Origin of the sequence: Geobacillus sp. C56-T3 (assembly GCF_000092445.1) — a bacterium.
GTDB classification, from domain to species: Bacteria; Bacillota; Bacilli; order Bacillales; family Anoxybacillaceae; genus Geobacillus; species Geobacillus thermoleovorans.
The window spans coordinates 2694197-2720155 of the sequence record NC_014206.1 but is presented as its reverse complement, the minus strand read 5'-3'; the positions used below and the strand labels follow the sequence as shown (position 1 = coordinate 2720155).

General features: G+C 51.4%; 26 protein-coding genes and 3 pseudogenes. 17 read left to right on the top strand and 12 right to left on the bottom strand.

Features of this window, described 5'->3' with window-relative positions; translation table 11 throughout:
- The first annotated feature begins 11 nt into the window (after positions 1–11).
- The 7 genes from GC56T3_RS13430 (at position 12) to GC56T3_RS13400 (ending at position 5536) form a co-directional block, all read left to right on the top strand.
- Positions 12–1097 (top strand): Ger(x)C family spore germination protein, encoded by a 1086-nt coding sequence (locus GC56T3_RS13430; protein WP_013145947.1) that lies wholly within the window; start codon positions 12–14, stop codon positions 1095–1097.
- A 26-nt stretch (positions 1098–1123) separates the two neighbouring features.
- Entirely contained in the window at positions 1124–2236 is a 1113-nt protein-coding gene (locus GC56T3_RS13425) for a GerAB/ArcD/ProY family transporter (RefSeq protein WP_013145946.1), read from the top strand.
- Positions 2237–2415: 179 nt separating this feature from the next.
- The gene (queC, locus tag GC56T3_RS13420; RefSeq protein WP_193568262.1) at positions 2416–3081 is read left to right on the top strand and encodes a 7-cyano-7-deazaguanine synthase QueC; all 666 of its coding nucleotides are present in this window, start codon (positions 2416–2418) and stop codon (positions 3079–3081) included.
- Positions 3078–3515 (top strand): 6-carboxytetrahydropterin synthase QueD, encoded by a 438-nt coding sequence (gene queD, locus GC56T3_RS13415; RefSeq protein WP_011230477.1) that lies wholly within the window; start codon positions 3078–3080, stop codon positions 3513–3515. Before queC ends, queD begins: the two co-directional genes overlap by 4 nt.
- Positions 3515–4249, top strand: coding sequence for a 7-carboxy-7-deazaguanine synthase QueE (gene queE / locus GC56T3_RS13410; RefSeq protein ID WP_013145944.1), 735 nt, complete (start codon positions 3515–3517; stop codon positions 4247–4249). Before queD ends, queE begins: the two co-directional genes overlap by 1 nt.
- 52 nt (positions 4250–4301) lie before the next feature.
- A complete protein-coding gene (gene queF, locus GC56T3_RS13405; RefSeq protein WP_011230479.1) occupies positions 4302–4799 on the top strand; it encodes a preQ(1) synthase in 498 nt (165 codons plus the stop codon).
- Positions 4800–4852: 53 nt separating this feature from the next.
- Positions 4853–5536, top strand: coding sequence for an NAD(P)H-binding protein (locus tag GC56T3_RS13400; protein WP_013145943.1), 684 nt, complete (start codon positions 4853–4855; stop codon positions 5534–5536).
- A 31-nt stretch (positions 5537–5567) separates the two neighbouring features.
- On the opposite strand, the gene GC56T3_RS13395 is transcribed toward GC56T3_RS13400, so the two are convergent.
- The 3 genes from GC56T3_RS13395 to GC56T3_RS13385 form a co-directional block, all read right to left on the bottom strand.
- Positions 5568–5747 (bottom strand): DUF2187 family protein, encoded by a 180-nt coding sequence (locus GC56T3_RS13395; RefSeq protein ID WP_013145942.1) that lies wholly within the window; start codon positions 5745–5747, stop codon positions 5568–5570.
- A gap of 301 nt (positions 5748–6048) precedes the next feature.
- Entirely contained in the window at positions 6049–6633 is a 585-nt protein-coding gene (locus GC56T3_RS13390; RefSeq protein WP_013145941.1) for a cell wall hydrolase, read from the bottom strand.
- Positions 6634–6833: 200 nt separating this feature from the next.
- Positions 6834–7028, bottom strand: coding sequence for a hypothetical protein (locus GC56T3_RS13385; protein ID WP_011230483.1), 195 nt, complete (start codon positions 7026–7028; stop codon positions 6834–6836).
- 171 nt (positions 7029–7199) lie between these two features.
- Here GC56T3_RS13385 and GC56T3_RS13380 point away from each other — a divergent pair, with 171 nt between their 5' ends.
- From GC56T3_RS13380 to GC56T3_RS13360, 5 genes are all read left to right on the top strand, one after another.
- Positions 7200–7868, top strand: coding sequence for a hypothetical protein (locus tag GC56T3_RS13380; RefSeq protein ID WP_013145940.1), 669 nt, complete (start codon positions 7200–7202; stop codon positions 7866–7868).
- A gap of 269 nt (positions 7869–8137) precedes the next feature.
- Positions 8138–8887, top strand: a complete 750-nt coding sequence (locus GC56T3_RS13375) for an SDR family NAD(P)-dependent oxidoreductase (protein WP_041468515.1) — start codon at positions 8138–8140, stop codon at positions 8885–8887.
- 65 nt (positions 8888–8952) lie between these two features.
- Positions 8953–9198 carry a YueH family protein gene (locus GC56T3_RS13370; protein ID WP_011230486.1) on the top strand — a complete coding sequence of 82 codons (246 nt, stop codon included), beginning with the start codon at positions 8953–8955 and terminating at the stop codon, positions 9196–9198.
- Positions 9199–9254: 56 nt separating this feature from the next.
- Entirely contained in the window at positions 9255–10547 is a 1293-nt protein-coding gene (locus tag GC56T3_RS13365; RefSeq protein WP_013145938.1) for an ATP-binding protein, read from the top strand.
- Between the two features lie 321 nt (positions 10548–10868).
- Positions 10869–12017 carry a cation:proton antiporter gene (locus tag GC56T3_RS13360; RefSeq protein WP_013145937.1) on the top strand — a complete coding sequence of 383 codons (1149 nt, stop codon included), beginning with the start codon at positions 10869–10871 and terminating at the stop codon, positions 12015–12017.
- Between the two features lie 317 nt (positions 12018–12334).
- On the opposite strand, the gene GC56T3_RS20205 is transcribed toward GC56T3_RS13360, so the two are convergent.
- Complete coding sequence (locus tag GC56T3_RS20205) at positions 12335–12463, bottom strand: hypothetical protein (RefSeq protein ID WP_013145936.1); 129 nt, start codon at positions 12461–12463, stop codon at positions 12335–12337.
- Positions 12464–12664: 201 nt separating this feature from the next.
- Here GC56T3_RS20205 and glcT point away from each other — a divergent pair, with 201 nt between their 5' ends.
- From glcT to ptsP, 4 genes are all read left to right on the top strand, one after another.
- Positions 12665–13522, top strand: a complete 858-nt coding sequence (gene glcT, locus GC56T3_RS13355) for a glucose PTS transporter transcription antiterminator GlcT (RefSeq protein ID WP_013145935.1) — start codon at positions 12665–12667, stop codon at positions 13520–13522.
- Positions 13523–13754: 232 nt separating this feature from the next.
- Positions 13755–15773, top strand: a complete 2019-nt coding sequence (ptsG, locus tag GC56T3_RS13350; RefSeq protein ID WP_013145934.1) for a glucose-specific PTS transporter subunit IIBC — start codon at positions 13755–13757, stop codon at positions 15771–15773.
- A gap of 106 nt (positions 15774–15879) precedes the next feature.
- Complete coding sequence (locus tag GC56T3_RS13345; RefSeq protein ID WP_011230496.1) at positions 15880–16146, top strand: phosphocarrier protein HPr; 267 nt, start codon at positions 15880–15882, stop codon at positions 16144–16146.
- Complete coding sequence (gene ptsP / locus GC56T3_RS13340; protein WP_013145933.1) at positions 16146–17867, top strand: phosphoenolpyruvate--protein phosphotransferase; 1722 nt, start codon at positions 16146–16148, stop codon at positions 17865–17867. The genes GC56T3_RS13345 and ptsP overlap by 1 nt, the downstream gene beginning before the upstream one ends.
- Before the next feature lie 84 nt (positions 17868–17951).
- Here the strand turns inward: ptsP and yyaC are convergent, their stop codons facing one another.
- From yyaC to GC56T3_RS13305, 8 genes and pseudogenes are all read right to left on the bottom strand, one after another.
- The gene (yyaC, locus tag GC56T3_RS13335; RefSeq protein ID WP_011230498.1) at positions 17952–18503 is read right to left on the bottom strand and encodes a spore protease YyaC; all 552 of its coding nucleotides are present in this window, start codon (positions 18501–18503) and stop codon (positions 17952–17954) included.
- A 102-nt stretch (positions 18504–18605) separates the two neighbouring features.
- Positions 18606–19779: pseudogene (locus GC56T3_RS13330) on the bottom strand (ISL3 family transposase).
- A 329-nt stretch (positions 19780–20108) separates the two neighbouring features.
- On the bottom strand, positions 20109–20666 hold the full coding sequence (locus GC56T3_RS13325; protein ID WP_013145932.1) for a DUF4367 domain-containing protein: 558 nt from the start codon (positions 20664–20666) through the stop codon (positions 20109–20111).
- An 11-nt stretch (positions 20667–20677) separates the two neighbouring features.
- Entirely contained in the window at positions 20678–21181 is a 504-nt protein-coding gene (locus tag GC56T3_RS13320; RefSeq protein ID WP_227456654.1) for a peptidoglycan-binding protein, read from the bottom strand.
- 254 nt (positions 21182–21435) lie between these two features.
- Positions 21436–21624 (bottom strand): annotated as a pseudogene (locus GC56T3_RS19400) (ISLre2 family transposase); the annotation flags it as partial.
- 249 nt (positions 21625–21873) lie between these two features.
- A pseudogene (locus GC56T3_RS13315) lies at positions 21874–22032 on the bottom strand (AAA family ATPase); the annotation flags it as partial.
- A 329-nt stretch (positions 22033–22361) separates the two neighbouring features.
- Positions 22362–23042 carry a GNAT family N-acetyltransferase gene (locus GC56T3_RS13310; protein WP_013145930.1) on the bottom strand — a complete coding sequence of 227 codons (681 nt, stop codon included), beginning with the start codon at positions 23040–23042 and terminating at the stop codon, positions 22362–22364.
- Positions 23043–23116: 74 nt separating this feature from the next.
- Positions 23117–23317, bottom strand: coding sequence for a YbxH family protein (locus GC56T3_RS13305; protein WP_041468512.1), 201 nt, complete (start codon positions 23315–23317; stop codon positions 23117–23119).
- Positions 23318–23467: 150 nt separating this feature from the next.
- Between GC56T3_RS13305 and GC56T3_RS13300 the strand changes: the two genes are divergently transcribed.
- On the top strand, positions 23468–25444 hold the full coding sequence (locus GC56T3_RS13300; protein WP_013145928.1) for a methyl-accepting chemotaxis protein: 1977 nt from the start codon (positions 23468–23470) through the stop codon (positions 25442–25444).
- Positions 25445–25959: the final 515 nt, after the last annotated feature.

The following is a 25959-nucleotide window of genomic DNA, read 5'->3' as shown; positions in this document are numbered from 1 at the left end:
GGGGGACCATGATGAGGCGTGAGCTCGCATGGATTGGTGCGCTGCTGTTGCTTGGCGGCTGCGTCAGTTCGCGGCCGATTGACGAAATTCAAATTATCCAACAGATGGGGTATGATTTCGAGAACGGCCGCTACACCGGAACCGCGGTGTACCCGACGTTCAAGCAAGGGCCGATGACAAAGCCGAATATGCTGACGACGACGTCGCCGACGATCTACGACTTGATTCCGCGCCTGTCGTCGAAATCGGCGCTGCCGATTGAGGAAGGACAGCTGCGCCTTATTTTGTTCGGCAAGGAGTTTGCTCGGCGGGGGGTGACGCAAATTACGCACAGCCTCGCGCGCAACAACAAAGTCGGCAGCCATTTGCTGCTTGGTGTAGCGGAAGAAAGCGCTAGGGAGTTGCTGAAAATCACGGCGAAAACGACGCTCAGCGATACGTTGTATTTGCCGAATCTTGTAGAGCAGAACGAGCAGTCGATGAACTTGCCGAAAACAAATTTGCACTTGTTTTTGTATCGCTATTTTTCCCCGGGGAGCGACCCTTTTTTGCCGTATTTTGAGAAAAAAGGAGATTTCGTCAAGCTCGAAGGGGTTGCTTTGTTTCGCGACGACCAATATGTCGGGCATGTGAGTTTGCGTGATTCGTTTTTAATGAAAATTTTGCTCGGAGAAACGAAAAACGGCGTCTACCAGCTGAAGGTTGGGAATCGCGGAAAACAGGGCGAGGATCGGGTGATGCTGCAAAACCTATGGGCGAAGCCGAAATATGAATGGAAGCGTGATGGAAGCCGCCATGTGCTTGACGTGTTCATTCATATCCATGCGTCGGTGAAGGATTACCCGTCATGGCTCGATCAGCCGGATCAGGATTTGTTTGCTGATGTGAAGAAAAAAATGCAAAACGAATTGGAGCATAATATGCGCCGGTTATTCCGTTATTTTCAGAAAAAACGGATTGACCCGCTCGGCATCGGCGATTTTGTTCGCAGCGTGACAAGACATTGGGATTCCGACGCGTTTTACCGCGAATACCCGGATCTAGACATCCGCCCGCACGTAACGGTGGATATCGTCCATACAGGCATTGGCGAATAAGACGGGGAACATGAGGAGGGATTAGGATGAAGCAGGCCATTCAGGAACGGTTTCTCATCTCCCCGTTTCTTGTGTTTTTTGTCATTCACGCTACGCAAGTTGGGGTCGGGGCACTCAATTTTCAGCGTCCTCTGATGAAAGAGGCGGGGCAGGATGCCTGGATGGCTGTCTTGCTGGCCGGGCTGGCGGCGCACGTGTTGATTTGGCTGATGTATCGGCTGCTGTCGCATTCTCCATCAGGCGGAGACCTCGTGTCGCTTCATGAACAGTACTTCGGGCGGTGGATCGGCGGGGTGCTGAGCCTTGGACTTCTTTTTTACTACGCGTTGGCGGCGTTTATGGTGCTTCAATCATACATTGAAATCATTAAAGTATGGGTGTTCCCGTTGATTGGGGCGTGGCAGTTCAGCCTCGTGTTTTTGCTGCTGACGTATTACGCCGTCTCCGGCGGGTTTCGCGTCGTTGTCGGCTTATGCGTTTGGGGGGTGGTGATTCCGCTGTTGACGATTTTTCCGATGGTTTTCTTTCCGCTTGAGTATGCTCAATACCGGAACTTATTGCCGGTGTTCGACCATTCGTTTGGGCAATTGGCAAAAGCATCGAAAGAGATGGTGCTGCAATATTTAGGGTTTGAAATGCTGCTTATGTATTACCCGTTTTTAAAAAACGCTCCGTCCTCGCAAAAGTGGGCGCATGCGGCCAACGCGTTTACGATGTTCATTTATTTTGTTTTGATCCTCATTTCCGTCGTGTTTTATAACAAAGAGCAAATCCAGCATATTACATGGCCGACGCTGACGCTTGCCAAAATTCCAGAAGTGCCGTTTATCGAGCGGATGGAGTATATTGTCATCTCGATTTACGTACTCGTTGTGTTCCCGATCATCGCGGTCTCTATTTGGGCGGCGACGCGCGTGGTCAAACAGCTGTTTGCCGTTCAGCAACGCCGTTCGCTTCCAGTGTTGCTCGCTTGCTTGTTTGTCGGGACGCTGTTTTTCCAAGAGAAGACAGATATTGAGCGGTTGACGGAATGGACAGCGAAGGCAGGGTTTTATCTTGTCGCGGTGTATGTTCCGCTCCTGTATGTGTACGTATGGACGGCGGAAAAAGTGAAAAAGGCGCTACAACAAAAGCCATAAGTATGGTATAGTAAATAGAGAAAACAGAAGAATCACAATTCCGTACGCTTGTACGGGAGAGGTTTCTAGCAAAACCCTCTATAAAAAACTAGGGACGGCTGTATCCTAGGGGTATGGCCTTTTTTTGTTTTGGAAACCTCTTCTTCTGCTGATTCAGAAGGAGGTTGATCATGATGAAGATGAATGAAGAAAAGGCGGTCGTCGTCTTTAGCGGCGGCCAAGACAGCACGACGTGTTTGTTTTGGGCGAAAAAACAGTTTGGTGAAGTGGAAGCGGTGACGTTTGACTACGGCCAGCGCCACCGCCGGGAAATTGACGTCGCTCAAGCGATCGCTGACGAGCTTGGCGTCCGCCATACAGTGCTTGATTTGTCGCTTCTCGGACAGTTGGCGCCGAACGCCTTGACGCGGCGCGACATTGCCATTGAACAAAAGGAAGGTGAGCTGCCGACGACGTTTGTGGACGGACGCAATTTATTGTTTTTATCATTCGCTGCCGTGTTCGCCAAACAGCGGGGCGCGCGCCATATTGTGACTGGAGTGTGCGAAACAGATTTCAGCGGCTATCCGGACTGCCGTGATGTGTTTATCAAATCATTGAACGTCACGCTGAATTTAGCGATGGATTACGAATTTGTCATTCATACGCCGCTCATGTGGCTGACGAAAGCGGAGACGTGGAAGCTCGCTGATGAGCTTGGGGCGCTCGAGTTCATTCGCACGAAGACGCTGACGTGCTATAACGGCATCATCGCCGACGGCTGCGGCGAATGTCCAGCGTGCGTGTTGCGCAAGCGCGGGTTGGATGAATATTTGTGGGAAAAAGCGGGGGTGGAGCCGCGATGATGCATCAGCTCTATCCGCAGGTGGCGCATCATTACCGCTATGAGTTGAACAAAGATATGCACATCGCCGCCGCCCATTTCATCCCGCACGAAGCGGCCGGGAGCTGCGCAAACGTGCACGGTCACACGTACATCGTCAATGTGACGGTCGCCGGCGATGAGCTCGATGAGAGCGGTTTTTTAGTCAACTTTCAAACGTTAAAACAGCTCGTTCATCGCAAGCTGGACCATACGCTGCTCAACGACCATAGCGATTGGTTTGACGGTCATGACCCGAACCGGTTTCCGACGTCGGAAGTGGTGGCGCGCACGATTTATGAAACGATTCAGCGCTATTTGGATACGCTGCCGCACAAGCCGAAATGTTTGCAAGTGTTTGTCCGCGAAACGCCGACAAGTTATGTCGTCTACCGGCCGAAAGCGGGGGAGCGGTAATGGCGCGCACGATTCCGGTGTTGGAGATTTTTGGTCCGACCATCCAAGGAGAGGGAATGGTGATCGGCCAAAAGACGATGTTCGTCCGCACAGCCGGCTGCGACTACCGCTGCCGCTGGTGCGATTCGGCGTTTACGTGGGACGGATCAGCGAAAGACGAGATCGAGCAGCTGACGGCAGACGAAATTTGGCGGCGGCTTGAAGCCATTGGCGGCCGCCGCTTCCGCCACGTGACGATTTCAGGCGGCAACCCGCTTCTGATTGCGGCTCTTGGGGAGCTCATCGCGCTTCTTCATGAAAAAGGGATGCGGGTTGCGGTTGAAACGCAAGGGAGCCGTTGGCAGGATTGGCTGCTTGACATTGACGACGTCACCCTTTCCCCGAAGCCGCCAAGCTCGGGGATGAACACCGACTGGTCGGCGCTCGATCAAATCATTGAACGGCTGCAGGCTGACCAAAGCCGGGTGCGGCGCATCAGCTTGAAAGTCGTCGTCTTTGATGACGCCGATTTGGCGTATGCGAAAGAGGTGCACTGCCGCTACCCAGGTGTTCCGTTTTATTTGCAGACAGGAAACGCCGATGTGGCCGATTCGGATGTGGATGCACTCCGCGCGAAGCTTCTCAGTCGGTTGGAATGGCTGGTGGAACAAGCCGCCGATTCGGAGGAGCTGGCAGACGTCCACATCCTGCCGCAGCTGCACACGCTTCTTTGGGGAAACAAGCGCGGCGTGTAAAGCGGGGTGCGGCGATTCGCCCGGCAATGAATAATGAGGGAGGAATGAAGGAATGGCAGGAAGAAAAGAGGAAGAATTGAAAGACTTGACGCTGCTTGGCAATCAAGGGACAACGTATTCGTTCACGTACAATCCCAATCTTCTTGAAGTGTTTGACAACAAACATCCTGACCGGGATTATTTCGTGAAGTTCAATTGTCCGGAGTTTACGACGTTGTGTCCAAAAACCGGACAACCGGACTTCGCGACGATTTACATCAGCTACATCCCGGACAAAAAATGCGTCGAAAGCAAATCGTTGAAGCTGTATTTGTTCAGCTTCCGCAATCATGGCGACTTTCACGAAGACTGCGTCAACATCATTATGAACGATTTGATTAAAGTCATGGAACCGCGCTATATCGAAGTGTGGGGCAAATTCACCCCGCGCGGCGGCATTTCCATCGATCCGTACTGCAACTGGGGGCGCCCGGGGACGAAATACGAAAAAATGGCGGAATACCGGCTGCTCAATCATGACTTGTATCCAGAAAAAGTCGACAACCGCTAGAGATAAAAAAAGAGGTAGTTTTTTCGCTCCAACTCCTATATAATGGACAATGAATGTTTGCCTTGGAGGTTTTGGCGTTGGAGCGAAGAACAGCTCTTTTGCTTGGGGCGAGCGGTTTGGTCGGCGGAGAGTTGCTGAAGCTGTTGCTGCAGTCGGATTTGTACCGCTGTGTGACGATTTTCGTCCGCACTCCGCTGCCGGTGGAACATGAAAAGCTGCAGCAAGTCGTCGTCGATTTTGCTCGGCTTGAATCGTACGAACGATATTTTTATGTGGACGATGTGTTTTGTTGCCTAGGGACGACGCGCAAAAAGGCGAAAACAAAGCAGCAGTTCATTCAAGTCGATTATGAATATACGCTGCGCGCCGCGGCGCTGGCGGAAAAGTGCCGCGTGAAAAGCTTTTTGACCGTCTCTTCGGTTGGCGCCAACCCTTGTTCGCCGTTTTTCTACCAGCGAGTCAAAGGAGAGACGGAAGAGGCGTTGCAGCGGCTTTCCATCCCATCGCTTCATATTTTCCGTCCATCGTTGCTCGTCGGCAAGCGCCGGGAGTTCCGCCTTGGCGAAGCGTTAGGCGGGTGGTTGTTATGCCGTCTTCCGTTTTTGTTCGTCGGCAAATGGAAAAAGTATAAGCCGGTTGACGCCCATCAGCTTGCTTTGGCGATGTTTTACCGGGCGGCGTCAGCAACGAGCGGCGTCCATATCTATGAATGTGATGAACTCGCCGGCATTTCGTAAACAAAAAAGAGGCTCTTGGCAGCCTCTTTTTTTATTCGATGATCTTATAGTTTTTATGATTGACGACTGTCCGTTCTTGCAAATCGAGTTCACGGTAGTTTTCCATATACGTTAAATCCACGATGACGGAGTTTTCATTCACCTTCTCCACAATGCCGCGTAGCCCATTTTTAAATTCGATAATATCTCCGACTTTCGCTTTTTTGATCATCATCATTCTCCTTTAATCAAAATGATGGATGGACCGCTCAAGCGAACGGCCGCGGGAATCGAGGCTTGCCTGATTCCGTCGCCGCTCCCCGGTCGGCGGGGATTAGGCGCTTTTTTACTAGTGTGCCTTATTTTTATGCGCAAGTAAAGAGATTTATTTCCTAAATATTTAAAAAAGGTGCCCTGAAAAAGAGTTTGGGCACCTTCCTTATGGGTGCATATATGCATCCAATATGCTCAAAAGACCATATATGGCGCCTCGCTTAGGAGAAAACGGTCTTTTGAGGCAGCCTATCCTTCTTTTACTTGGCGAAGACGTGGTTGCCGATGACGACGGTCACTGGACGCGAGCGCAGCCATTTGCTTTTCGCCGTTTTCGGATTATAGAAATAGAGCGAGCCGTTTCCTAAACCGCGAAAAGCAAGTGCTTCTTCAACGGCGCGGTATGATTCACGGTCGGCCGGTTCGTTGATCGATCCGTTTGCGACCGGCGTGAATGCATAATGGCCGCCAGAGCGCTCATAAATGACGGCGCGGATCGTATCCGGAAAATCCGGATGGTCGACGCGGTTGAGCACGACCGTTGCCACGGCCACTTTCCCGGCGTACGGTTCCCCTTTCGCCTCGGCATGGACGAGGCGAGCGAGCAAATCTTTCTCCGCCGCCGTGATGCCGGCATCAGGGATGACGAGTTTTTCACCAGGATATAGCCAATCGCCTTTGCGATTTGTCTGCTGCAGTTGTTTCAGCGGCACACCGTATTGTTTCGCGATTTTCCAAAGCGTGTCGCCGCGCTTGACGGTGTGGATCGTCGCCGCATCGGCATGGCCGGCAAAGAAAAATATGCCGCACAACATAGCCGTCACCCATGCTTTTGCTTGTTTCATCCACATCCCTCCTTTTGTCTTGCAAACCCGCTACTAGAGTAACAAGGATCACGTGATGAGTCATTATCGAAATGATGGAAAAAACGCGTCAGGCATTGAAATGACTAGTTTCATAGAGAGGGATGGAAAATTCTCCGCGAGCAAAAACACCCGGCTTCCAGGACGGAAAGCCGGGTGTGAAGCCATGGGAAGAGGGGCTTTTAGCTGCGCGGAGCATCCATATAGTGGTAAATAACATGACCGCCGCGCTGGGCGATGCCGCGAAATCGTTTGAAGTCGGGCTGTTTGACGAGCACGGCGCGAAAAACAGGGAAGTCCTCTTTTTTCACCAACAGTTCGGAGATGATTCCGTTGCGCAATTCATCGATTTGCTTGGCCGCCAGTGCTTCATCCATCGCATGTCCCCCCAAGCGTTGATTCGGCATCGTCACCGTTATTTATCGTATCACAGACGCCTGTTGGGTTAAATACCTATATTTTGGCCGGGCAAACACCCTTTGCTTGTTCCGACATACAATATGGGTGGGTACGCGCCCCGAGAATATAAGCAAGAAAGGGAGAGAACAATGAATCATTGGGATCCGTATATGAATGGTCCGTTTTCAACCTCTTTTGGCCATGACAATGAAGCCGGGTGGATGGAGAATAACGTGCCGCCGATGGCTCCGCTATCGGCAACGACGCCAAATGAAGCGACGCCGACTCAAGTGATGCCGATGGCGTATTATCCGCCGGCAACGCCTTATGGCTATTGGTGTCCACCGGTTGCGCCGCCAGCGCCGCTTGTCAGTCCGGTCCATCTTGACAGTCCAGACAGTCCGGACAGCTCCGATATGATGCTGCCGGCGCCGCCGCTCGGTTTAGGAGCCGGGCCGAATATGGCCCATGCTTCCGTTTGGCCGATGGGTGGGAAAGAAAACACGCCGCCGATGACGCCTGATGACGCCGCTATTCCGTATGGCATGACGGCCCCGTATGCAGAAAACGTCCCCCCGGCTGGCAGCACGGCTCCCGTGGCCGTTCCTGGCACGCTGTCTGGAATGGCTGCTGGTGCAACACCAGGTTTCGTTCCTGGCGCACATCCGTATGCGCCGCTGTACTATCCACCGATGGCGCCGCAGCCGTATGCCCCGGTGATGCCGTATGGCTATCCTGCTTCTCCGCTGCCTCCATATTATGGCGGAGGAACCCCGTATGCGCCTGGCTTTCCAGTCTCGTATGGCCCCTATCGGTAAGATGCCAAAAAAGACCGCCGAATGGCGGTCTTTTTCACATCTCGGGATGAGAAAATCCTCACTTCCATGCGTGAGCGCAAGTGGGGGATGAATCGGTATCTTTCCTCATCCACCTTTCTCTTGCATCAAAAGAACGAAAGGTATAAAATGGTCATGAATAGAACAAACGTTCCTTATCGTAGGAGGGAAGGTCATGCATAAAGCCTACCTCTTTCGGTTGGATCCCACCCGAAAGCAAACGGAGCAAAGGAAGGGAGAAGAGATTGCACATGAGCATGGAACAGAAAACAGCCATTGTCACCGGTGGAGCGAATGGGATCGGCAAGGCGATCGCTAGAGCATTCGCAAAACAGGGAGCGAACGTCGTGATCATCGACCGCGATATTCAAAACGGTGAAGCGTTCGCCGCGCAATTGCAGTCGGACGGGTTCAAGGCGATCTTTGCGGCAGCGGATGTGCGGAAGGTGGACGATATTGAACGGTTTGTACAAGAAGCTGCCGGCCGCTTCGGCCGCATTGACTATTTGATCAACAATGCTGGCGTCTCACGCTGGAAGTCGCCGTATGAGCTGACGGTTGAGGAGTGGGATGACGTGCTGTCAACGAATTTGCGCAGCGCTTTTTTTGCTTCTCGAGAAGCAGCGAAATATATGCGCCGCAATGCAAAAGGCGGAGCAATCGTCAACATTGCCTCGACAAGGGCGCTCATGTCCGAGCCGAATTCCGAGGCGTACGCTGCATCGAAAGGCGGCCTTGTCGCTTTGACCCATGCGCTGGCGGTGTCGTTTGCGGATGATCGCATTCGCGTCAATTGCATCAGCCCCGGTTGGATTGAAACGGGCGATTATGGGCAACTGCGAGACATTGACCACCGGCAGCACCCGGCCGGCCGCGTCGGCAAACCGGACGATATCGCCCGCGCTTGTCTGTATTTATGCGATGAGGAAAACGATTTTATCACCGGGGTCAATTTGGTCATCGACGGGGGAATGACAAGGAAAATGATTTATATTGAGTAGGGAGCGGGCGTTTGTTAAAATAAACAAAATGGGGACGGCTTGAAAGGAAAAGGTGGGACGGAAAAATGAAAATCCGCAAAACGCCGGTGATGGACGGACAAGCTCCGGCTAATGTCTACATTTACGAAAATCGAAAAGAAGAATATATCGTGATTGCCATTCCGGCGCTTGAGTGGTCATTTTCGTTCGCCTATGAGGAAGAGGCGGAGGCGGTGGCCGAGCGGCTTGAGGCATCGCTAAAAAAGCGGCTTGACCATGAGCGCGCCGCCCTCTTGGCCGTGCGGTTGCTCGGCTGGGCGCGGGAAATGTAGCCTAGAGGGCGACCGTGGCCGCCAGCGACTTTGCATGTTAGGGGTTCGATGACAACGTGGTCAACAAAACAAAAGTAATCGCAGTATATATCATAGGCAGCATTTTATGGATTGCCGCCACCGACACCCTGCTCAATATGCTGTCGATCAGCCGCGATGTATATATGGCGCTTGGCGCCGCCAAAGGGGCCGTGTTTATTTTGCTCTCGGCCATTTTTTTGTACCAGCTGTTAAAAAAGCGCGAGCAGCTGGAAAAGACCGAGGAAAATGAACAGCAGCTGCTTACGCTCATCAATTCGATGCCAGATTTCGTTTGCTTTAAAGACAGCGAGGGGCGATGGCTGCGCGTCAACGATTTCGGCCGGCGGCTGTACCGCCTCGAACAGATCGATTATATCGGGAAGACGGACCGCGAGCTTGGCGAGCTTGTGCCGTTTTTTAAAGAAGCGTTTGCGCAGTGCATTGCATCAGACCGCGAGGCGTGGGAGAGCGGAAAGGTGACGCGCCGCGAGGAGTCGTTTGCGACGCCGGATGGGGAAGTGAAGACGTTTGACGTCATTAAAGTGCCGCTCTTTGACGAAAACGGAGCGCGCAAAGGGTTGTTGACGATCGGCCGCGATATTACCCAGCAAAAGCTTGCCGAGGAGTTGCTCTTGAAAAAAGAAAAGCTGTCCGTCCTTGGCGAGCTGGCTGCCGGCATTGCCCATGAAATCCGCAATCCGCTCACCTCCATGAAAGGATTTATTCAGATGATGCAAGAAACGCGCGAAGTGAATGATCATTATATGCGCATTATGTTAAGTGAACTCGGCCGCATCAACCAAATTGTCAGCGAGCTGCTGGTGCTCGCCAAGCCGCAAAGCCACGATTATCGGCCGTTTTTGCTAGACGAGGCCATTTCGTATGTCATCAGCTTGATTGGCCATGAGGCGACGTTGAACAGTGTTTCCATTTCCGTTCATAACACCGCTCCGAAAGCTTGTGTGTACGGCGATCAAAACCAAATTGTTCAAGTGTTGTTGAACGTTATGAAAAATGCCATCGAAGCGATGCCTGATGGCGGAATTTTATACGTCCACGTTGCGGAAGCGGACGGGAAGATCTATGTCGATGTTGCCGACACCGGCGTCGGCATTTCGAAAGAGCGGCTGCAGAAAATCGGTGAACCGTTTTTCACTTTGAAAGAAAAAGGAATGGGGCTCGGGCTGACGACAAGCATGAAAATCGTTCAAGAACATAAAGGAACGATGCGGATCGAAAGCGAGGTTGGGAAGGGAACGACTGTTCATTTGACGTTTCCGTCCGGCGGCGTCAAAGCCGCAAACGGCCGGCCAAATGCGCTGTCATAACAACAGGCGTCCACGCAGAGCGAGGATGTCTGTTTTTTTGGCTAACGGCTCAATCGATGGCTGATAGGCAGCCGAGTTGCATGGCAGGCAGAGGCCGATGCTTTGCGGATCATCATAGGCCCTGTCGGTGCACAGCGCGTTTTGGTTCGTAAAATTTCTCTTTCAGTTGTTTAGGGTCGAAACTGCCGATCGTGCAGGGAACAATTCCTACTTAGCTTTGCTTGAAGTGGGAGACTTCTTTCGGAAATCCGTTAAAAATGAAACCTATTGCACATGATAAACGTAGTTTGGGGAGGAATAATGGGAAAAGGATGTGATGGTATGTTCATCGCCCAACTGGCAGTCATTTTGTTCGCCGCCAAACTTGCCGGTGATGCGGCCGTGCGCCTTGGCCAGCCCGCCGTGCTCGGCAAGCTGCTCATCGGTATTGTGCTTGGTCCGAGCGTACTGGGTGTGATCGAGGATACCGATCTTTTGCAGGAGTTAAGTCAAATCGGCGTCATTTTGCTTATGTTTATAGCCGGCCTTGAGACGGATATGGATCAGTTTCGGCGCACTGGAAAAGCTGCTGTGGCAGTCGGAGTGCTCGGCATTCTCGTTCCGCTGCTCGCCGGGTATGCGGCCGGCGCAGCGTTCGGCATGGAAACCGGCACGGCTCTATTTCTTGGCCTCTTGCTATCGGCGACAAGCGTCAGCATTTCTGTGCAGGCGCTTAAAGAGATGGGACAGCTGCAATCGAAGGAAGGATCAGCGATTCTTGGCGCGGCGGTCATCGACGACGTGCTGGTCGTCATTGCCTTGGCATTTTTATTAAGCCTGACCGGCGGCGACGTCGAGCTTGGTGCGGTCGTGCTGAAAAAAGCTGTTTTTTTTGCCGTCGCCATTTTACTCGCTTGGAAAGCCCTCCCGCTCGTATTAAAGTGGTTTGCCCCGCTGCGTGTGACAGAGGCGGTCGTCTCGGCCGGGCTGGTCATCTGTTTTGCCTTTGCCTATTTTGCTGAGGCGATGGGGGTGGCGGCGATCATCGGCGCCTATATGGCCGGGCTTGGCGCGAGTTTTACGGACTATCGGGAAGAAGTATTTGAGAAAGTGGAAACGATCGCCTATTCTTTGTTTGTCCCTGTCTTTTTTACCTCCATCGGGGTTGCGGCTGACTTTTCCGGCATCGTCGAGCATTGGCCGCTGATTGTCGGTTGGAGTGCGCTCGCGATTTTGACAAAGCTTGTCGGCGCCGCGCTGGGGGCAAAATGGGCCGGATTTTCGTGGGGAAGCTCGCTGGCGGTCGGGGCTGGCATGGTGTCGCGCGGCGAGGTGGCGCTCATCATCGCCGGCATCGGCTTGGAAGCCGGCCTGCTTGATGGAGACATGTTTGCGGTCATGATCATCGTCGTATTAGTGACGACCATCGTGACTCCGCCGTTGCTGAAGATGATTTTCAGCCGTCTTCATCCGGTGCGCCAGACGATATAGCCAACAGCTCGGCGCTGCACCGCGGGAAACTGTCTAACTCGTTATTGGCCGTTAGGCGGGGGTGGCGCCTTGAAGGTCGATTTGTGTGATCTTTATCATCTTGGGAAGAGAAGACCCCCACTTCCACGTGTGAGCGCACATGCACCCGCCGTGGGGCAGGTGCTCCCAAGAATCTCCCACCTCTAAGCGTACGCGTAGGTGGGAGGGCGTTCAATCCGACAGCCCGATGGCTTCGATAAGGGAGATTGCCGGCAACAAAAGGCCAATACGGGAACGAAGAAAAGGGGCTTGCCTCATGAGGCAGCCCTTTGCTGTTGTTACGAGCGATTTTTTTTCGCTTGTTTCGCCGTATCCACGCTGTCTTTGGCCATTTCTGCCTCCGCCTTGGAGACGGTCGGGTTGGCTACTTCTTGGCTCACCTTGTTTTGTCTCCCTTTGTTCGACATGCGATCCCCTCCTTTCGGCCAATTTCGCTCCGCTTGCCGTATGCCCGCAAAATCTTTCCTCCCTCCCAGCCCTCTTATTAGTATGTCGAGAAGAGCGGCGTCCCATCCAAAAAACGTCATTGAGAGCGATGGCCCGTCCGGTTTATAATTTAGTTTGCATAGACTAGCGGCAGACGATGGGTGCGGAAAGGAGGGAGCCTGATGGAACAGCCGTTTCGCGTCGAAAAAACGCTCAACAATAACGTGTTAATCGCTTCCCATCCGGCATATGGCGAAGTCGTTTTGCTCGGCAAAGGAATCGGCTTCAGCAAAAAACGGGGGGACGAGATTGCCAAGAGCGCTGTTGAAAAATGTTTCGTTCTGAAAAACGAACGCGAACAAGAGCAATACAAAAAGCTGCTTCCGGAATTGAGCGAAGAATTCATCGCCCTCATGAGCGAGGTGGTTCAACATATTCAGCAACGCGTGGGCGCGCCGCTCGACGAGCACATCCATGTGGCGCTGACGGACCATATCGCTTTTACATTAAAGCGGCTTGAACAAGGATTGGATGTCAAAAACCCGTTTTTGGCTGAGACGAAAAGCTTGTATCCGTTGGAATATGAAATTGCCAATGAAGTGGCCCGCATGATTGAACAAAAGCTCGGGATTGTGCTGCCTGAAGGAGAGGCAGGCTTTATTGCCCTTCATATTCATAGCGCGATTTCCAAACAAAGCGTGTCGGAAGCGAATCGATATTCCCAGCTCATTGCTGATCTTGTCAAGATCGTCGAGCAACAGCTTGGCGTTGACATCGACCGCGAGAGCGTTCATTATTTGCGGTTTGTCCGTCACTTGCGCTATGCGATTGAGCGGATGAAAAAAGGCGAAAAAGTCGAAGAACCAAAAAATTTGTCGAAAATCTTGAAGGAAGCGTATCCATTATGCTATAATCTAGCATGGAAGTTGGTCAAAGTCATGCAGCAAACGCTTCATCTGCCGGCGGACGATGCCGAGGCGGTCTATTTGACGTTGCATTTGCAACGGCTGGCGGAGAAAAAGAACAATACAACTGCATAGGTTGTCTCGCTTTACGTGTTACTGACTCGATCAGGCATGAGTAAAGAGGGCAAACAAGGCGGCAACAGCTGCGAATTCATCTTTGCGCTGTTGTAAGCGTTCTTTTTGCCTCTCTTTAGTCATGCCTTTTTTATTGCGCCGGCTCCCTCGGAAACGCCCGCTCCATTTTTGGTACATGAATCGGTTGTTTGCTGCAAAACTTAAGAAAAGGAAACTAAAGGAGGTTATGAAGATGAAGCGAGCGTTTGGCACGCTGCAAAAAGTCGGGAAAGCGCTCATGTTGCCGGTGGCGATCTTGCCGGCGGCCGGGATTTTGTTGGCGCTTGGCAACGCCTTGAAAAACCCGGCGCTCACGGATAAAATTCCCGCATTAAAAGCCGATTGGGTCGTGCTCGTCTCCAACGTGATGGAGCAAGCGGGCGGCATCGTCTTCTCCAACTTGTCGCTCTTGTTTGCGGTTGGTGTGGCGATCGGCCTTGCCGGCGGGGACGGGGTCGCGGGCTTGGCGGCGATCATCGGCTACTTGATTATGAATGTGACGATGAGCGTCATCTTGGGCGTGACTTCCGATATGATCGGCGCCGACCCGTCGTACGCCAACATTCTCGGCATCCCGACGCTGCAAACCGGCGTCTTTGGGGGGATTATCGTCGGGATTTTGGCAGCGTACATGTACAACAAATACTTCAATATCGAACTGCCGCAATATCTCGGCTTTTTCGCTGGCAAGCGGTTCGTGCCGATCGTGACGGCGGCGTCCGCAGTCGTGCTTGGCATTATCATGACATTCGTTTGGCCGCCGATTCAGCACGGGCTCAATGCGTTTTCGCACAATATGATCGATGCGAACAAAACGTTGGCCGCGTTTATTTTCGGCGTCATCGAACGGGCGCTCATTCCGTTTGGTTTGCATCATATTTTCTATGCACCGTTTTGGTTTGAATTTGGCGAGTACGTCAATAAAGCCGGGCAAGTGGTCCATGGCGATCAAAAAATCTTTTTCGAGCAACTGAAAGACGGGGTCAAATTGACGGCCGGCACGTTCATGACCGGGAAGTTCCCGTTTATGATGTTCGGTCTCCCGGCGGCGGCGCTCGCGATTTACCATGAAGCGCGACCGGAAAACAAAAAAGTCGTTGCCGGCATCATGGGGTCGGCCGCGTTGACATCGTTTTTGACCGGGATTACCGAACCGATCGAATTTTCGTTCTTGTTTGTCGCCCCGGCGCTGTTTGCCATTCACTGCGTCTTTGCCGGCTTGTCGTTTATGATCATGCACCTGTTGAACGTCAAAATCGGGATGACCTTCTCCGGCGGGGTCATTGACTTCTTGCTGTTTGGCGTTCTGCCAAACCGGACGGCATGGTGGCTTGTGATTCCGGTCGGCTTGGTGTTTGCCGTGATTTATTATTTCGGATTCCGCTTTGCGATCCGCAAATGGGATTTGGCGACGCCGGGCCGGGAAAAAACGGTCGAGGAAGCACCGAAAGCCGAGGCAGCCGCCGCTGGCGACCTGCCGTATGAAGTGCTCGCTGCCCTTGGCGGAAAGGAAAACATCGAACATTTGGACGCATGCATTACACGTTTGCGCGTTTCGGTCCATGATATCGGCCGGGTCGATAAAGACCGGTTGAAAGCGCTCGGCGCCGCCGGGGTGCTTGAAGTCGGCAACAACGTGCAAGCGATTTTCGGTCCGAAATCGGATATGTTAAAAGGGCAAATTCAAGACATCATGCAAGGAAAAGCGCCGGCTCGTGCGGAAGAAGAACCGAAAACAGCGGCTTCAGAAACCGCGAAGTCTGAAACGATTGCTTCGCCGATGTCAGGAGAGGTCGTTCCGCTCGCTGAAGTGCCGGACCAAGTGTTTTCGCAAAAAATGATGGGCGACGGCTTCGCGGTCATGCCGACGGACGGCACGGTCGTCTCTCCGGTTGATGGCAAAATCATCAACGTATTTCCGACGAAGCACGCCATTGGCATTCAGTCGGCCGGCGGGCATGAAATTTTAATCCACGTCGGCATCGACACGGTGAAGCTGAACGGCCAAGGGTTTGAAGCGCTTGTGAAGGAAGGCGACGAAGTGAAAAAAGGGCAGCCGATTTTGCGCGTCGACCTTGATTATGTAAAACAGAACGCGCCATCGATCGTCACGCCGGTGATTTTCACGAATCTCAAAGCCGGCGAAACGGTTCACGTCAACAAGCAAGGCCCGGTTGCTCGAGGAGAAGACGCTGTTGTGACGATCAGCTAAACTGCTTATTCGCGGCGGGGCGGGACCAAGCATTTTCCGTTGCCTCCCCGCCCCTGCATTTGATATGATGGCAAAGAAAAAAATGAAGAAAAGGGGAATGATGAACATGGCAGAAAAAACGTTTAAAGTCGTTTCTGATTCCGGCATCCACGCTCGTCCGGCGACGATTTTGGTGCAAACGGCGAGCAAATTCAACAGCGAAATCCAGCTTGAGTACAACGGCAAAACGGTGAACTTGAAATCGATCATGGGCGTTATGTCGTTAGGAATTCCGAAAGGGGCAACGATCAAAATCACGGCAGAAGGGGCCGATGCGGCAGAAGCAATGGCGGCGTTAACCGATACGTTGGCAAAGGAAGGCCTTGCGGAATAATGGAAAAGACGATTCATGGCATCGCCGCTTCAAGCGGCATCGCCATCGCCAAGGCCTACCGCTTAGAGACGCCTCATTTGACGGCCGAAAAACGAACGGTCACCGATGTCGAGGCGGAAATTGCGCGGCTTGAGGCGGCGGTCGCGAAAGCGAAAGAAGAGCTGGAAGCCATCAAACAGCATGCCTTGGAAAAGCTTGGTGAAGACAAAGCCGCCATTTTTGCCGCCCACTTGCTTGTGCTTGACGACCCAGAACTGCTGAACCCGATTAAGGAAAAAATCAAAACAGAACAAGTGAATGCGGAATATGCGCTCCATGAAACGGCATCGTTTTTCATTTCCATGTTTGAAGGCATGGACAATGAGTATATGAAAGAGCGGGCCGCCGATATCCGCGATGTGACAAAGCGCGTCCTCGCCCATCTGCTTGGCGTCACGATCTCGAACCCGAGCCTCATTTCTGAGGAAGTCGTGATCATCGCTGAAGACTTGACGCCATCCGATACGGCGCAGCTGAACCGCCAATATGTGAAAGGATTTGCCACCGACATCGGCGGGCGAACGTCGCACTCGGCCATTATGGCCCGCTCGCTCGAAATTCCGGCTGTCGTCGGCACGAAGGCGGTAACGGCGGAAGTAAAAAACGGCGACATGGTCATCGTCGATGGGCTCGACGGTCAAGTCGTCGTCAATCCGTCCCCGGAGCTGCTTGCGCGTTATGAAGAGAAGCGGGCTCGCTATGAGGAGCAAAAAGCGGAATGGGCGAAGCTTGTCGATCAACCGACGGTCACCGCTGATGGCGTGCACGTTGAGCTGGCGGCCAATATCGGCACGCCGGACGATGTGAAAGGAGCGTTGGCCAACGGGGCAGAAGGGATCGGATTGTATCGCACGGAATTTTTATACATGGGACGATCGGAGCTGCCTACGGAAGACGAACAGTTTGCGGCTTACAAAACGGTGCTTGAACAAATGGGCGGCAAGCCGGTCGTTGTGCGTACGCTTGACATTGGCGGCGACAAAGAGCTCCCGTATTTACACTTGCCAAAAGAGATGAACCCGTTTTTAGGGTTTCGAGCCATTCGCCTTTGCCTGGAAATGCAAGACATGTTCCGCACCCAGCTGCGCGCCTTGCTGCGGGCGAGCGTGCACGGCAATTTGAAAATCATGTTCCCGATGATTGCGACGCTCGATGAATTCCGCCAAGCGAAAGCGATTTTGCTCGAAGAAAAAGAAGCGCTCCTCCGCCAAGGCGTCCCGGTCGCCGATGACATTGAAGTCGGCATGATGGTGGAGATCCCGGCTGCCGCCGTCATGGCCGATCAGTTTGCCAGGGAAGTCGATTTCTTCAGCATCGGCACAAACGATTTAATCCAATATACGATGGCGGCCGACCGGATGAATGAGAGGGTGGCGTATCTATATCAACCGTACAACCCGGCTATTTTGCGGCTCATCAGCTATGTCATTGACGCCGCTCACCGCGAAGGGAAATGGGTTGGGATGTGCGGGGAAATGGCCGGCGACCCGATCGCCATTCCGATTTTGCTTGCTCTTGGCCTTGATGAGTTCAGCATGAGCGCCACCTCGATTTTGCCGGCGCGCGCCCAGCTGAAGCGGCTGTCAAAAGAGGATGCGGTCCGCGTGAAAGAGACAGTGCTGTCGCTTGGTACGGCTGAGGAAGTAGTGTCGTTTGTCAAACGAACGTTCCATATGGCTTGATCATAGCGAAAGGTGCAGCGGCATGAATCGGCCGCTGCGCCTTTTTTTGCCTTTAAAGGCAAGACATATGTTTCCGCGCTCTGTTCAAGCCAACAGCGGTGTCGATGATTCATAGCCATACCGCTGCCGGATCGTAAGTGAAAGGCCTAAAGCGATGACTTTCGCCATTTGGTAAACAATGTGCAAATTCGTGTACGGAAGTGCGCTCATATCGGCGGTATCTTCCATCACGACGCCCATCATGCTGATGTCGCCAATCGATGGCAGCGATTTGCCAAGCGCAGTGCCAGGGGAAAGGGCGCCAGGGCGGATGGCGATCGTATGGACAAACGGCTGCGGCCCGACAATGCTGTCGATCGCCACTACATATGCTCCGTGTTCGTTTTGCAATTGCTCGGAAACGCGTCGGATGTTTGTCGCATCGACAGGTTGCCTGAGTGTGCCGATTACGGTTAGATGATCCGGATAGGCGTTTTCAAGCAGCGTGCCGACGAACGGCCCTAGGCTGTCGCCGTTGATACGGTTGCTGCCGATGCAAACGACGGTCAAACGGGAAATGTGCGCTGGCAGCAGGGAAAACAATTCATTGCGAATAAGCAAAGGAGCAAGCGGATCACTATACAAAATCGATTTCATCGGCCGCGATCCCTTTCCGTCGGTCGTTCTCCTTTTCTTAGTTCGCGGCCGATGCTGGTGATTCCTTTTTTGGTTCATCACCAAAAGTTGTACTTGCACCTGTCATGAAAGTATGTTAGCTGTTTCTAGCCGAACCCGCAGTGCAAAACGCTGGATATTTCGGTATCCGTATCCCCGACGTTTCATCAGCTTGATCTTGTTATTTGTTCCCTCCATTTTCCCATTTGAATAAGGGGATAAAATGCACGATATGATTTCGTCTGTTCGTTTGACAAGTGCTTTTGCGATGGCGCCGAACAGCAGAACAAGGACAAAACAAATACCGATGAACCCAGGCGTTCAAACGACGTTTCGCTTGTCGCTCGTTTTGGCTTTTGGATACATAACGAAAATGTTGAAGGGACTGATAGACAGCCTGCAAGGAATCGCTCTCTTTCTGCCACTTCTGCACCGTTTGGCGTTCCTCCTCGGTGAGTTTCTCGAGGCACTGGGTCAAGAAGCGGCAAACATACCGAACATGCCCATGTTTCTTGCCCTCTTTTCCTAAGGATTTGCGGCATCGATCCAACGCTTCTGTAAACAACTGAATCACATGAAAATCATCGACCACATGCTTCGCTTCCGGACACATCCCTTGAATGGCTTTTTTCATCGCTGGAGCCAAATCGCTCACGACATACTGAACAGAATCAGACACAGGAGCCAACACACGTCCAATGGCTTCCTCGTTCTTTCCTGCTTCAATGGCATACACTTCTCCTGTTTCGGCATCCATGACCGCCACTCCGTAGTCATGTCCTTTTCGAAACGCAAACTCATCGACACAAACTGCCTTTGGTTGGATGTCATTCGATAGGAAGGAAGGGGCATGGGTATAAAACCAACGTTCAACGGTCGTGTAAGGAAGCTTGAGCATTCGAGCCACCGCCTGAATGGATGTTCCGATGCAAGATTGCGCCACCCATTGCTGAAACGCATCCGTCGCTACACTTCGAGGGGAAATTCGGGGATAAGACGCGCTGAATGTCATGCCACACGTGCCACAACGTCTACGCTCCACAGGGAGTTCCACCCAAAAGATGCCGATCCGTTGAGCATACCCATGCATCCATTGCTTCTTTTTGCCTGTCATTTTGATCGCACGCTTCAAGCCAACAGGACATAACGGGCATTGTTCGGTGGGAGAAAGTTCGAAAATCCAACGTTCTTCTTTTCGCACCTTTTGAATCAAAACATCTGGTAAATCGATGAGTTCTTTGATAAACTGAGCGTACATGCGAATTTTCCTCCAATGGGTTGGTTTGGTCACCTTTACCATACAGGAACATTCGCATTTTTTGTACCCTCTATTTTCCCTATACATACCTATCTTAAAATCTCAAGTACAACTTGTGGTGAAGAGCTCCTTTTTTGTTTGGTTGTCAATTTATGTTAGTGAATTTGCTCATCTACAGTTCAATATTGAATTTCGCCCACAAATATTTTACTCACACTCATCTCCCGCTTATCGTTGGGCTATGCCCTTTCACGCGCTTGAAGCGGGAGACTTCTTTCGGGACTATGTTAAAAAGATAAAAAAACCCCGGCAGATAGCCGAGATTTTGATTATTGCAGGGATTCTGCAATCTTGATTAATTTGTCGGCTTTAATGTTCATACCTCGGACATTAAAGTAACGACCATCTTTCCAAAATATCAATTGAATAGGATCATGTTCGCCACGCTTAATCAACCATGCATCTACGCCAGCTACTTGAATTTTTTCTCCTTTTGAGAGAACATTCATCGGCTTAACTGTTCCATCATCATCGGATTGAATGATTAACAATTCTTTTCGTTGATACTTTAACTTCTTATCAGCGTCTTTATCCACCCACGCCTGTTTGACAACCGTTAGTTTTTTGGCTCCTTGAGTAACTACCTCTGTTTTAGGTTCAAGTTCTTTCACATCTTCCGGAAGCACAGTCGGTTTTTTGGCTTTAAACGACAGTTTGTCTTGGGCAATTCCATTAAAACGTTCGACCTTTATTTTTGTATCTTCTGTCACTTTCGTGTTTTGATAGGAATTTGCTGATGTTGCTTTTTCTTGTGAAACAAAACCGGAAATAACAACAGCAAGTGCTGCTCCTACAATACCGCCAATTATGAGATTTTTCTTCTTCATGATAACTCCCCTTATAAGCACATGTACGTTAATCTTTCAAAATCATGGTCAACATGCCAATAGTCCTCGGAATTGTTAGTTGTTACATCAATATACCATCCATAACATGCATCACGCAAATAGGTAGCCGGATAGCTATCGGTTAAGTTATAGTTCCATTCATAATATTGAGTAGAACCTAAATAACCAACATAGACCCGATAATCCTCAAACTCTTCCCATGTAACAGGTCCAACAATACCATCGGCCGCTATACCTTCGTTTCTTTGAAAATTAACCACTCCATTATAGGTTTTAGAACCCCAATATCCGTCGACTGCACTATAACCCCAAGGTGTATCTTTTAGCATTCGTTGAATGGCTAGAACATACCCACCGTCTGTCTCGTATCCATAGCCGATCGTGTCGTTATTGGCCCAATTGTCTTCCATATCATGGGCGGAAGCATCTTTAGGCGAAATAAATAATCCTAGTCCGAGTAGAAAGGCTCCTAAACATAATGATAGACGTTTCACCACTTTTAACTCCCCCCCTATCATTATATTTTCTGAATATTCCTGATTTAAATCATTATATTTTCTGAATATTCCTGATTTAAACTTAACAACTTTGGCGGAGTCAGTCAAGACTTTGTGGGAACTTTTTTTGGTTCACTACGGACGTTGTAAATGGACGGTTAGTGAACCATTTTCAGGAATTAATATCGCAAACGCTTTCGGACTCTCATCCCTCATCTTGAGGCGGTGATATTGTATTCCATTTTTTACACCTAACCAACATCCTGAAGTGCCGACGGCGCTTGATACATCGGCGTCCCTGATGACCGCTGAAGATACGGGATGTTTTGACGCATCACATCCGCCAACAACCGCCCTGTCTTCCGTTTGTCCTGTTGGATCCGAGCTGGCTTGGCCGAGGCTGCGGTCCGGGTCTCTTCCTCCTCCAATCGCCCATTTCTCCACGAAATTCATAGTAGTCGTTCCATCGAAAGGTCACTTCGCTGTAAATTAGCACATTATTTCAGAATCCCTTTTTCAAATTATTTCAGTTGGATTCTGAAATAATGTGCAAAATTTTTGCGGATTATTCCGGATTTTGCACATTCTTTCGGAACGTTTGCACGCTCTTTCAGATGAAGATTTCCAGCGCGCCTGATGGACCGATGAAAAAGAGGAAGCACAAAAAAGCCGATTTGGCCCTTTTCGTGCTAATACCCCATTTCCTCTGCAGCCATGCGCACCACTTCTTCGTCAATGACGTCCTTTTTCAGCTGATGCCCGTACAGCAGGCAAGTCGTGGCTAACGTGTTGATGACACGGGGCCATCCCCGCGACTGCAGGGCAATCGCCTCTAACGCCGATGGAGAATGGAACCCGTCAAGGAAAGCATTTGACTGTTTCCATTCTACCAACTTCGTGGTCTGTATGCGGAAGAAGGGTCCTGACTGATGAACCGATTTCATCCAGCTAACATGTTTCTAGGATTGAGTGGAAATTACAGAAAATGGATCTTAACCAAAAGTTGTACTTGACTGTTTCAGATCATGTCTTACTTACATGCATAAGGAAAATCAGTAAATCAACGATTTTCCTACATGGTGACACGAGAAAAAGCCTCGCTTGTCAAGTACACGTTGTGGTGAGGAACCTTATTTTTTTGCGTTCGTTGCCGACAATTCCTGTCATTTGGTGTCTGTTAATTTTTTCTTGTCATCTGCCTAAATGGATTGCGCCATTCCATCAGGACGGCATAGTTGCGCGATTCCTCATCTTCCAAATAATTGTGAACGACCGCCAGCGGGGTGCGCCCGCAGCGAAGCAAAAACGTAATGACCGGATCGTTCAGCTCGCCAGCAACCACTTTGTCGATGTATGCTTCCGGCGATAGTTCAGCCGCCTGTCGATGGTAGCCAGGCATCCGCCCGCCGCCGAGCAGCCGGTCGAGGCCGAGATGGACGACGACTTCATACATCGACTGCATGAGCCACTTGCCGAGGCCGAGCTTCCGGTATGGCGGCGAGACGCAAATGTCGACGACATAAAGCGTGTTGCCATCCGGGCGGTGGTTGCGGATGTAGCCGCCGTCGGTGATCTCTTCCCATGTATGATCGGTATGGGCTGGATCAAAGTCAACGATCAAGCCAGTCATCGATCCGACGATGCGCCCGCCGACTTCGACGCAAAGCGCTCCTTCGGGAAACAAGGTGACATGGTTGTGAAGCTGTTGTTCGTTCCACCATAACTCCGATGGAAACGGGGGCGGAAAACTTTCTTGCTGCACGCGGATGAGATCAGCAAAGTCGTCTTTCGTATAGTTGCGGATGACCGCTTCGCGCGGGGTGTTGCCGTCAAAGACGTATAAACGTTTATCGTACATGCCGATCCCCCTTGCTTTTTTTACCCTCATCATAACTGAAAACTCGAAAAAATGGCAAGAAAAGCCTCCGACAACTAACAGCGGCCGGAGGTTTTTTGCTCGACATACTCGCTCACAAGCGCTTCAATTTGCTGTTCATCGGGCTTTTCGCCGCGAAAGGAAAACTCCATTTCATCGATGAATTTGCCGTTGCGGTAAACATGCAGCGCCCCTTTTTGCAACAGGACGCTGTATTCGATCTCAAATCGATATCCTTCGTGTTCGATGGCACCCATTGTCATTCACCTTCCTCTAGTTTATTGTCTCATGTGCGTCGATTCGTTATGTATGAATTAAGAAGGTCCTCCTATAGACGGGGGACGATCGTCCTTTGTATAATGAAAATTAGTGCGACAAAAAGAGGAAACAGAGGGGAGAAATAGCGAGTGTTCCGGACATTGCGCAGCAAATTGATCGTCTTGATGGCTTTATTGTTAGTGATTTCATTGGCAGCGACACAGCTCGTTGGGGTTGTGCAAATGCGGAAGATGGTGGATGCTGACGTGAAGCAACGGGCGCAGACGGCGCTTGACGGACTGCTCGGCGATATTCGCGACAGTTTTCAAAGTGAAGAGAACAGCTTAGTGCAATTCAGTGAATCGCCGTTGGCTTTGCAAATGGTTCGGGACGAAAGCGCCTGGCCCGGGCTGGAAAAGCAGTTCCGTACGTTTTTGCGCCTGCATGAGAATGTGCAATTCATCTATATTGGCACTGAGCAGAAGAAAATGTACATCACGCCGATGACAGAGCTCCCGGACGGATACGATCCGACGAGCCGCCCGTGGTATAAAGAAGCGATGAAGCGGCCGGATGAAGTCGTGTGGACCGAACCTTATGTCGATGCCATTACCGGCAAGCACGTTGTGACGTTGGCCAAAGCAGTGAGTGAAAACGGCCGCATTGCTGCGGTCATTGGCATCGATATGACGCTCGATGCGGTGACAAGAATCGTCAATGCGAGCGACGTCGGCTATCACGGCTATCCGGTGCTGTTTGACGCGAAGGGGACGGCGGTCGTTCACCCGCAATATAAGGGGAAAAACATGGCGAAAAACGCGACGGTCCGCTATATGCTCGAGCATGAAAAAGGAATGCACGAATATGAGCAAGATGGCGAGCGAAAAGTGATGTACTTCACTACCATTCCAGAGCTCGGCTGGAAAGTCGGCGTCGTCTATAAAGAAAAGGACTTATCGGCGATGAGCCGCTCGCTTGGAGCAAACATGCTTGTCATTACCATTATTGCGCTCATTGTGGCGCTTGTTGCCGTTTATTTCTTAGCACGCTCGATCACAAGGCCGATTGTGGCGCTGCAAGAGCAAGTCGAAAAGGCGGCGGGCGGTGACTTGACGGTGCACGCGCGTGTCACTGCCAAAGATGAGATTGGCCGCCTCGCCCGCCACTTCAATGACATGATCGACCATATGCGGATGCTGATCAGCGAGGTGAACCGCTCGGTCAATGAATTGGCCGTTTCGGCCGACCATTTGAGCGCTGTCTCCGAAGAAACGATGGCCACAAGCGAACAAGTGGCAAAAGCGATCGGCGAAATCGCCAAAGGAACGACCGATCAAGCAGGAAGCCTTGATACGATCAATGAGCGGACGACGGCGCTGTCGCAGCAAATCGAAGCGGTTACGAATGCGACGGCTGGCATGGAGTCGCTTTCCGATGAAACGAAAACCGCGAGCTACGATGGCTTGGAGCATTTAAACATTTTGCAGAAAAAATCGGAAGAAGCGAAACATGAGCTGGAGTCAGTAGAAAATGTCATTAGCGACCTTGTGAAAAAGATGGATGAAATTGACGGCGTCATTCAAACGATCACGGCCATTTCCGGACAGACGAATTTGCTGGCGTTAAACGCCAGCATCGAGGCGGCGCGGGCTGGCGAGCATGGGAAAGGGTTTGCCGTTGTCGCCGATGAGGTGCGCAAGCTGGCCGAACAATCCGCGAAAGCGACGGAGATGATCCGCGCGACGATCGCCGCCATCCAGCAGCAAGCCGGGCTGGTGATGGAGGCGGTCCGCCGCTCCAAGCAGGCGTACGACGAACAGCGGGAAGCGGTGCACACGACCGGCGATTCGTTTGTCAAAATCACTGGCATGATGGAGCAAGTGGCTGATGCGCTTGCTGGGATTATGGAGGAAGCAAAGCGGATGAACGCGAGCAAAGACGATGTCGTCGGGGCGATGCAAAACATCGCCGCCATCGCCCAACAAGCAGCGGCAGCGGCGGAAGAAGTGGCTGCTTCGGCTGATGATCAACTGCAGGCGCTTTCGACGGTGACCGAATCGGCGGAGGCGTTAAGCGAAATGAGCCGGCAGTTGAAACAACTGGTGGAGAAGTTTAAGATTTCATAAAAAATGGAAGGCGTCCTAGCGGCAACGGGGCGCCTTTTTTATCATCTCTAGCCGAGAAGGCTCCCATTTCCGCGTGCGTAAGTGGGGGATGAAGCATCAAGGATGTTCCCTAACGCCGCCCAAAAAAAGAAGGATTTCGCTTGCTGTCTTCGTAAGACAACGGAACCGTGGGACACACGAGGATGGCTTGGCTGGCAAGCCTGTCGTGGAGCGGTTGTTCCAAAGAATCTCCCACCGCTAAACGTTTGCGTAGGTAAGAGAGCGTTCAATAATTTTCGAATAGGAGACTTTCACTTTCGCTTTGTACAGGGTGCAGTCCAAAAATAAGTGGGAGATGAATGTCGGTCGGCGTTTACTTAAAATCATGAATGTTCCGCCGCCGTGCAGTCACGATCTTTTTTCTATTCATACAATGATAATAAGTGAAATTTTTTCAGCTTCTTCGTCGATTTTAGTGGGCGATAGTGCTAAAATAAACAGTGAAAACGTTTATACCGTTATTTTGCTGTACGTTT